The sequence below is a fragment of the Pseudonocardia tropica genome (genome assembly GCF_040105315.1).
In the GTDB taxonomy this organism is placed as follows: Bacteria; Actinomycetota; Actinomycetes; order Mycobacteriales; family Pseudonocardiaceae; genus Pseudonocardia; species Pseudonocardia alni.
This window is the reverse complement of the sequence record NZ_JBEDNP010000012.1, coordinates 79,380-87,062: the sequence shown is the minus strand read 5'-3', so window position 1 is coordinate 87,062 and position 7,683 is coordinate 79,380. Positions and strand designations below refer to the sequence as shown.

At 74.8% G+C, this 7,683-nt stretch carries 8 protein-coding genes; 7 read left to right on the top strand and 1 reads right to left on the bottom strand.

Going from position 1 to position 7,683, the window contains the following annotated elements; all coding sequences use genetic code 11:
• Positions 1-6 precede the first annotated feature (6 nt).
• Entirely contained in the window at positions 7-867 is an 861-nt protein-coding gene (locus WHI96_RS20120) for a hypothetical protein (RefSeq protein WP_345644935.1), read from the bottom strand.
• 157 nt (positions 868-1,024) lie between these two features.
• Here WHI96_RS20120 and WHI96_RS20115 point away from each other — a divergent pair, with 157 nt between their 5' ends.
• The 7 genes from WHI96_RS20115 to WHI96_RS20085 all read left to right on the top strand — a co-directional run bounded on the left by WHI96_RS20115 (position 1,025) and on the right by WHI96_RS20085 (position 7,584).
• The gene (locus tag WHI96_RS20115) at positions 1,025-1,561 is read left to right on the top strand and encodes a dimethylamine monooxygenase subunit DmmA family protein (protein ID WP_345644932.1); all 537 of its coding nucleotides are present in this window, start codon (positions 1,025-1,027) and stop codon (positions 1,559-1,561) included.
• Positions 1,558-2,496 carry a PDR/VanB family oxidoreductase gene (locus WHI96_RS20110; protein WP_345644929.1) on the top strand — a complete coding sequence of 313 codons (939 nt, stop codon included), beginning with the start codon at positions 1,558-1,560 and terminating at the stop codon, positions 2,494-2,496. The genes WHI96_RS20115 and WHI96_RS20110 overlap by 4 nt, the downstream gene beginning before the upstream one ends.
• The gene (locus WHI96_RS20105) at positions 2,493-3,449 is read left to right on the top strand and encodes a heme-dependent oxidative N-demethylase family protein (protein WP_345644926.1); all 957 of its coding nucleotides are present in this window, start codon (positions 2,493-2,495) and stop codon (positions 3,447-3,449) included. The genes WHI96_RS20110 and WHI96_RS20105 overlap by 4 nt, the downstream gene beginning before the upstream one ends.
• Positions 3,450-3,836: 387 nt before the next feature.
• Complete coding sequence (locus WHI96_RS20100) at positions 3,837-5,330, top strand: DUF222 domain-containing protein (protein ID WP_345644923.1); 1,494 nt, start codon at positions 3,837-3,839, stop codon at positions 5,328-5,330.
• Positions 5,331-5,373: 43 nt separating this feature from the next.
• Positions 5,374-6,870: a recombinase family protein gene (locus tag WHI96_RS20095; protein ID WP_345644920.1), complete on the top strand. Its 1,497-nt coding sequence runs from the start codon at positions 5,374-5,376 to the stop codon at positions 6,868-6,870.
• Positions 6,871-7,033: 163 nt separating this feature from the next.
• Positions 7,034-7,231 (top strand): helix-turn-helix domain-containing protein, encoded by a 198-nt coding sequence (locus WHI96_RS20090; RefSeq protein WP_345644918.1) that lies wholly within the window; start codon positions 7,034-7,036, stop codon positions 7,229-7,231.
• Positions 7,228-7,584, top strand: coding sequence for a helix-turn-helix domain-containing protein (locus WHI96_RS20085; protein WP_345644915.1), 357 nt, complete (start codon positions 7,228-7,230; stop codon positions 7,582-7,584). Before WHI96_RS20090 ends, WHI96_RS20085 begins: the two co-directional genes overlap by 4 nt.
• Positions 7,585-7,683: the final 99 nt, after the last annotated feature.

Genomic DNA, 7,683 nt, shown 5'->3' with positions numbered 1-7,683 from the left:
GGCCGGTCAGCCGCCGTCGGACAGCAGGGTGAGCCGGTCGGCGACGGCGGCCAGCTGCGTGCTCATCGCGCCCAGCTGCCGGGCGGCGTCGCCGAGCAGGCCGGGGTCGCCCAGGGACGCGCCCGCGATGCAGTGCCGGGCCGCGTCGGCGCCGGCGGCGAGCCCGTCGCGCCAGTACGCCTGGGCGACGGCGTCGGGGATCGCCGGGTAGGCCTGCGCGGACGCGACCTCGTCGCGCAGGTCGCGGCAGGCGTCCGCCAGGGCGGGGGTACCGCCCTCGGACCCGGCACGGGCGATGTCGCGCAGGGCGTCGGTGATCGCGGTGACGTGCACCTGGCCGCCCGCCGCGCGCCAGTCGCCGACGGCCGCCGTCGCGGTGGCGGCGTCCTCGATCCCCCGGCCCGCCGCACCGGCGGCCCCGATGACCACCGCGAACACGACGAGCAGCCCGGCGATCCCGGCCGCCAGGCTCGCGCCGACCGCCAGCGGGCGACGGCGGCGGGGCAGCAACGTGGTCGGGAATCCGGGCAGCCTCCCGTCAGCGGCCGGACCGGCGGCCGGTTCGACGACGACCGGGGCGAGGGCGAACCACGCCGGCGCCGGAACCGCGACCTGCACCGGTGCCGGAACCCGCGCCGGGATCGGGACCGGCGCGGGGTGTGCGGGGGCGGCGCCGCCCCGCGGTGCGGGAACGACCGCCCACCACGGCCCGGCACCGGGCTGCGGCGGCGGGCCGCTCGGCCGCGGGACCGGGCCGCGCGGCCGGGGCACGACCTCGGCGTCCGGGGCACCCCGCTGCGCCGGGACGGCGATCACGGGCGGGGTCTCACGCAGGGCGTGCCGTGGGCGGTACGACGTGCCGTCCATGACGTCCCCCTGTCCGGCGTGCGGGCGCTTCCAGCAGTTCATCGCGCCGGCGCCGAGATCGTCACCGACTCCGGACAGTCTTCACCAGAAATGGCGACCCGCGCATGCGCCGGGCGCCATCCGCCGTTCATCGGACGCTCGTAGCATCGGGGCCGCCATGTCCGATCCCCTCCGCCCGCTCCGCGCCGCCGCGGCCACCCCGTCCGTGCACGTCGCACCGGACCACACCACGGTGCCGCGCTACCCCGGACCGGGCACCCGCAGCGACGCCCCGCACCTGGTCGTCGTCGCCGGGTCCGTGCCGGTACCCGGGCTCCGGCCCACCGACCGCCTGGTCCGGCTACCGGCGGGCGGGGACGCCGCGACGCTGCTGGACCGGGAGCTCGCGACGCTGCCCACCGGCACCCGGATCCTGGTCACCGGCCCCGAGACGGTCGTGCAGAGCGTGCGGGCCGCGGCCCTGCACCGCGGCGCACTCGACGAGGAGCTCGTCCTCGTCCCGACCGACGCCGCCGACGCCACCCGGGACCGGACGGTGCACTGCGGACACTGCCACCACCGCGTCGTCGTCCACGCGGACGTCGGGGACGCCGTCGTCTGCCCCGGCTGCCGGCTCGTGCTCCTCGTCGCCGGGCACCACTCGCGGCGGCTCGCGGCGTACCTCGGCGCGCCCACCCCGGAGCGGGCGCCGTGACCCGGCCCGTGCTGGACCTGCGGGTCGTCGCGGTCACCGACGCCGCGCCCGGCGTGCGGTCCCTGGAGCTCGCCGCCGCCCCGGGCACGGCGCCACTGCCCGCGGCCCCACCCGGTGGCCACATCGGCGTCGAGTGGACGCCCGGGCACTGGAACTCCTACTCGCTGACCGCGCCGTCCCCCGCCCCCGAGCGCTGGCACATCTCGGTCGCGCGGCGCCCGGACTCCCGCGGCGGCTCGGTGTGGGCGCACGCCCTGACCCCGGGCGACGCGGTCGTGGCGACGACGCCGCGCAGCTCCTTCCCGCCGGTCGACACCGCCCGCCACCACCTGCTCGTCGCGGGCGGGATCGGGGTGACCGCGGTCCTGTCGCACGCCCGCTGGCACGCGTTCTGGGGGAACGCGTTCACGGTGCTCACCGTGCACCGGCCCGGTCCCGCCCCGCACCGCGACGAGCTGCGCGCGCTCTGCGGGGACCGGCTCGTCGAGGTCGCCGGTCGCGACGCCGCCCGCGCCGCACTGGAACACCTGCTGACCACGGCGCCGTTCGGCAGCCACGTCCACACCTGCGGCCCGCCCGGCCTGATCACCGCGACGGCCCGGATCGCCCGCGCCGCGCACTGGGTCGACGCCCGCATCCACGCCGAGGCCTTCGTCCCCGAGCCCGACCCCGGTGCGCCGTTCCGCGCCGCGCTGCGCCGCAGCGGGCGCACCGTCGAGGTCGGTGCCCGCGAGACCCTGCTCGACGCCGTGCACCGCGCCGGGGTCGCCGCGCCCGCGATGTGCCGGCGCGGGGTCTGCGGCGAGTGCGTGACCCCCGTCCTCGACGGCGCCGTCGAGCACCGTGACACGGTCCTGGCCGTCGACGAGCGCACCGACCGGATGGCGCTCTGCGTGTCCCGTGCGGCCGGAGCGGCCCTGGAGCTGGACCTGTGAGCGACGTCGCCGACTACCCGTTCCCGTTGCCACACCCGACGTACCGGATCAGCGCGAACGTCGAACCGGCCGGGGTCGAGCAGCGCACCGAGGCGGGTTCCTGGGGCACGCGGATCCTGCACGACGGACCCGACCGCCCCGCCGTCGCCGCCGAACGCGCGACGGTCCTGAACCGCGAACCCGCCCGGTTCGTCGCCGCGCCGCACGCCCGCGCATCCTGCTGGGACGCCTGCCTGTACCTGCTCACCCGCCTCGCCGCCGAGCAGCCCGGCACCTGCGCCCTGACCCGTACCCCCGGCGGGTGGCGGTTCCGCGACACCGTCACCGGTACCGACCGGGAGTTCGTCTTCGGCGACGACCGCACGCTGCCCGAGCATCCCCTGCGCTGGGCGTCCCGGTTCGTCGCGGAGGACGTGGTGGTCCTCGGCGCCCGCGACGACGCGCTGTGGCTCGACGCCGGCGCCGTCGCGTTCGCCTCGGTGTGGTCGATCGGGTTCGACGCCGGCATGAGCTTCCGGGAGCTGCACGGCCCGGTCCCCGGCAACCGTCCCGGCGGGGTGTTCGAGCGGGCCGAACGCTTCCTGCTGCGGTTGCACCCCGGCGAGGCCTACCGACGGCTCAACTGGGGCCTGCAGCCCGACGACCGCCGCGACCTGTCCCTCGACGCCGCCCCGCAGTGGCAGCCCGCCCGCGCCCGGCTCGACCTCACCGACCCCGGCCGGCAGATCCACCTGCGCACCGAGGTGCAGCACCTGGTCCGGCTGCCCCTGACCGGGGCGGTGCTGTTCCTGATCGGTATCCGCCTGCTGCCCCTCGACGGGGTCGCGCAGGTCCCCGCCTGGCGGGACCGCCTCGCGTCGGTCCTGGAGACGCTGCCGCCCGAGGTGGCGGAGTACAAGGAGCTGGAGCCGCTGGCCACGGTCGCCGCGACGTGGCTGCGCTCCGGGATCTGACCGGCACCGGGCGGACACCGCGTTCCGCGGAACGCGCCCTCTCCGGCTCCGGTTCCGTCTCCGGTTCGGGTTCCGGGGCACGACAGATCCCGGGACACGGCGGATCCCCGGACACGGTGGGACTCGCACACGGCGGGTCTCGCGCACGGCGGGTCTCGCGCACGACAGTGCTCGTCGTCGGCGGGGTGCGCCCGGGAGACCGCCACGACGACCGGCCGACCGGCCGGAGACGGACGGAGCAGCCCGGCCGACGGGGACGCCCATCTCGTCGTCCGGAGCGTTCCGCGGAACGCTCCGCGACGGCCCCGGCCCACCGGGATCGGCCGAGACTGTCGGACCCCCCGACCACACTGACACGAACATCAGTTCGATGACAGGGAGTGCGCCGTGAACCCGACCCCCGACCCGTCCGCCGCCCCGTCCCGCGGCTCGACGCTCAGCCTGTACGACCTCGAGGCGGAGCTCCTCGGCCTCGCGGGCCACATCGCCGCCGCCGAGTGCCGGTTCCTGCGCCTGCTCGCCGAGTTCGACGACCGCGGCGGCTGGTGCGGCGTCGGCGTCCGGTCCTGCGCACACTGGCTGACCTGGCGCGCAGGGATGAGCCTGCGCACCGCGACCGAGCACCTGCGCGTCGCGCACGCGCTGACCCGGCTGCCCCGGATCACCGAGGCGTTCGCGGCCGGCCGGATCTCCTACTCCAAGGTCCGCGCGATCACCCGTCTCGCCGGCGCCGAGGACTCCGTCCTCGACCGCATCACCGCCACCCGGACACCACCGGCGGCCACCCCGCCCGCTCCCCCACCCCGGACCGCTGCATCCACCCGCCCCGAGGCAGACCTCACCACCGGCCCTCCGGCCGGCGACCGCACCGCCGACCTCGCCCCCGGCACCGCCCCGCTGACCGAGCCCGTGCCGGGGACCGAGCCCGCCTCGGGCACCGGCACCCCCGCGGGAACCGGACCACACAGGGCCTCCGGGCCCGTGCCGGGTGCCGCTCACAGTGGCGGCCCCGACCCGGCCACGCACGGCGCCGAGGACGCCCCACCCGCGCCCGAGCGACCGACCCGCGGCCCGACCGACGCGACCGGCCTCGACGCGGACGCCCCGTCGCCGGCGTCCGCGCGCCCGACCGCGGAGCAGGTCCTGCTCGACCTCGCCCTGACCGGCACCGCGAGCCACGTCGAGACCGTGGTCCGTGCGGCCCGTCGCCGCGTCGCACCGCCCGCGGACATCGCGGCCCTGCGTAGTGTGAGCTGGCACCACGACACCGACGGCTCGCTCGTCCTGCGCGCCCGCCTCACCCCCGAGGACGGCGCGGCCCTGATCGCCGCGATCGAGGCACACGTCGTCGCCGTGGCCCCCTCGACCGCGGCGTCGTCCCCCGAACCCGACCCACGGGTCGGTCCCCACGAGCGGGCCCGCGAGGCCGCCGAGCACGCCCCGGGCGCCGTGGTCGACACGCTGGCCGCCCGTCGCGCCGACGCCCTGCTGCACCTCGCCACGCGCGCCGGCGACGACACCGGCGGACCGGTCGTGTCCCGTCCCGACACGCTAGTCACGGTCGTCGTCGACGCCGCCACCGGCACGGCCCGCCTCGACGGCGGCCCCGAGATCCCCGCGCCGACGGCCGAGCGCCTCGCCTGCGACGCGCGGGCCCGCGTCCTGCTCACCGACCGACAGGCGAACCGCCTGTACCTGGGCCGGTCGCGGCGGCTCGCCAGCCCGGCCCAGATCGCCGCGCTCACCGCCGTGGGTGCCGCGGAGGGCAGCCCCGGCTGCCGGTTCCCCGGCTGCGCGCACACCCGTCACCTGCACGCACACCACGTCCGGCACTGGCTGCACGCAGGCCCCACCGACGTCGACAAGCAGACTCTTCCTTAGGGTGCTGCTAGGGTCTTCGACCATGACGGCGACTCTTGCCCCGGTGACCAGCACCGATGCCCCAACGGTGCGGGTTGCGCAGTACCTACGGGTCAGCCTGGACAAGAGCGGACAGGGCCGGTCGACCGACGAGCAGGGCACCGACAACGCGCGGGCCATGGCCGATCATGCGCGCGACGGGTGGGCGCTGACCGCGACCTACCGCGATGACAACCGCTCTGCCAGCCGCTACGCCACGCGAGAGCGGGAGGAGTTCGCCCGGCTGCTGTCCGATCTCGACCGGGGGCAGTTCGACATCCTGATGTTGTGGGAGTCCTCGCGAGGGTCCCGACGTGTCTCGGAGTGGTGTCGCCTGATCGAGGTCTGCCAGGAGCGCCACGTCCTGATCTATGTGACCTCGCACGGACGCACCTACGATCCGGCCAACAGTCGGGACGAACGCACCTTGCTAGAGGATGCGGTGGACTCCCAGTACGAGAGCGGGAAGGTGTCCACCCGCGTGAAGCGCAACGCCGCAGCGAACGCCGCAGCGGGCAAACCGCACGGCAAGATCCCGTACGGCTACGAACGGGTCTACGACCCCCACAGCAAGGCGTTCCGAGAGCAGCGGCCCAAGCCCTACGAGGCGGCTGTGGTTCGCTACATCTTCGATGCCCTGGCACGTGGCGAGTCGATGCGAGCCGTCGCGAACGAGCTGAACCGCCGGGCCCGACTCGAACCCGACCACTACGGCCCGCAGCACATCGACGCTCCGACGGTGACCGGTGTGCCGTGGACGCCTCAGGTGGTCCGAGGGCTGGCGACGTCGCCGACCTACATCGCGGTCCGGACCCACCACGGCACCCGGACGGTCGGGAACTGGCCTGCCCTGGTGGATGAGTCCACGTTCTACGCGGTGCAGCGAATCCTGACCGACCCCCGACGCGTGACGACGAAGCCGGGCAAGGCCAAGTACCTACTGTCGATGATCGCCACCTGTGGCGCCGTCCGGGCCGACGGTGCGGTCTGCGGGAACCCGATGTGCGTCACCTTCCGGACCACGGCCAACGGTCGGGCGACATACGCCTGCAAGGGCGCGAACCACCTCCGGATCGGCAAGGACGATCTCGACGTCTACGTGACCGAGTGGATCATCGACTACCTGGAAGAGCACGAAGATCGGCTCTGCGCCGCCGACACCGACGACGCCGAGGTCGCAGCGGCCCGGGACGAGGTGGCACGGCTCAAGGCTCGTCTCAATGAGCACTACGACGCCGCTGCGACCGGTCAGATCAGCGCGAGGGCTCTCGCCCAGATCGAGCCGAAGATCCAAGCCCAGATCGACGACGCCGAGGCCCGTGTCCGAGCGTCGACGACGCCCCCGGCACTGCGGTCGCTACTGACAGGCCCCGGGACGATCGCCGAGCGCTGGGCCGCTGCGCCGATGCCGACCAAGCGCGAGGTCGTGCGGTTCCTGGTGTCGGTGACCGTCCTGCGCTCGCCGACACGAGGGCACCGGGTGGACCCGGAGCAGCGGGTCGCCATCGAGCCGAAGGTCTAGAACGTCACCCGTGCAGGGCGCACACCGATTCACCCACCGGAGAGACGGACTATCGCGACTCTCGGCGCCCGGGGGCGCCTCGCGTCGCGTAGCCTAACCCGGCTGTCAAAGACGATCTTCGTCCTGCTTGTTCCTAGCCGGTCCTTCGAGGACTCTGCTCGTCGTGAACACGCAGGTCAGCAGGGTTCCGGCGGCCCTACTCAACGTCGACGAGGCAGCCGACTACTGCGGCGTCTCGACCAAGCACATCTGGCGTAAGAAGGACTCCGGCGAGCTGCCGCATGTCCGCATGGGACGGCGCGTGCTGTTCCTGGAGTCCGACCTGATCGACTTCATCATGAAGGCCCGGGTCTCGTCGTGACCTTCCTCGGTTCCCGGCTGGAGACCCGTCGACAGGCGTGCGGATACAGCCGCGCTGCCCTGGGTGCGCTGATCGGGGCCGGGCTCGACGCCGCTGAGATCGCCGAGTACGAGACCGGGGTATCTACGCCCTCGCCCGTGGTCGTCCGCGCCCTGGCGAAGCGACTGGGCTGCGCTACCGCCGACCTGTTCGACACCGCCGATGACCCGCTACTGCGCCGAGCCGTAGCGACCGACGCGCGGATCCGGACCGAAGTGGCTGCTGCTCCGCGGCTGTCCGACGAGGCCATCGAACGGCTCCGCGTCCTGCTCCCCGCCGTAGGCACCCCGGAACGACGACGGCGGGCGGGGTAGCTGCACCCCACCCGCCGCGCCAGAACACGAACACGCCCCCTGACCGGAACCGTGCTGCCTGCTCTACCACCTGAGCATCGCCAGCCTAGCGGTCCGGTC

Bases quoted from the DNA above. Each gene is read 5' to 3' on its own strand.
- WHI96_RS20120 (WP_345644935.1), bottom strand. From the start codon at position 867: ATGGACGGCACGTCGTACCGCCCACGGCACGCCCTGCGTGAGACCCCG.
- WHI96_RS20115 (WP_345644932.1), top strand. From the start codon at position 1,025: ATGTCCGATCCCCTCCGCCCGCTCCGCGCCGCCGCGGCCACCCCGTCC.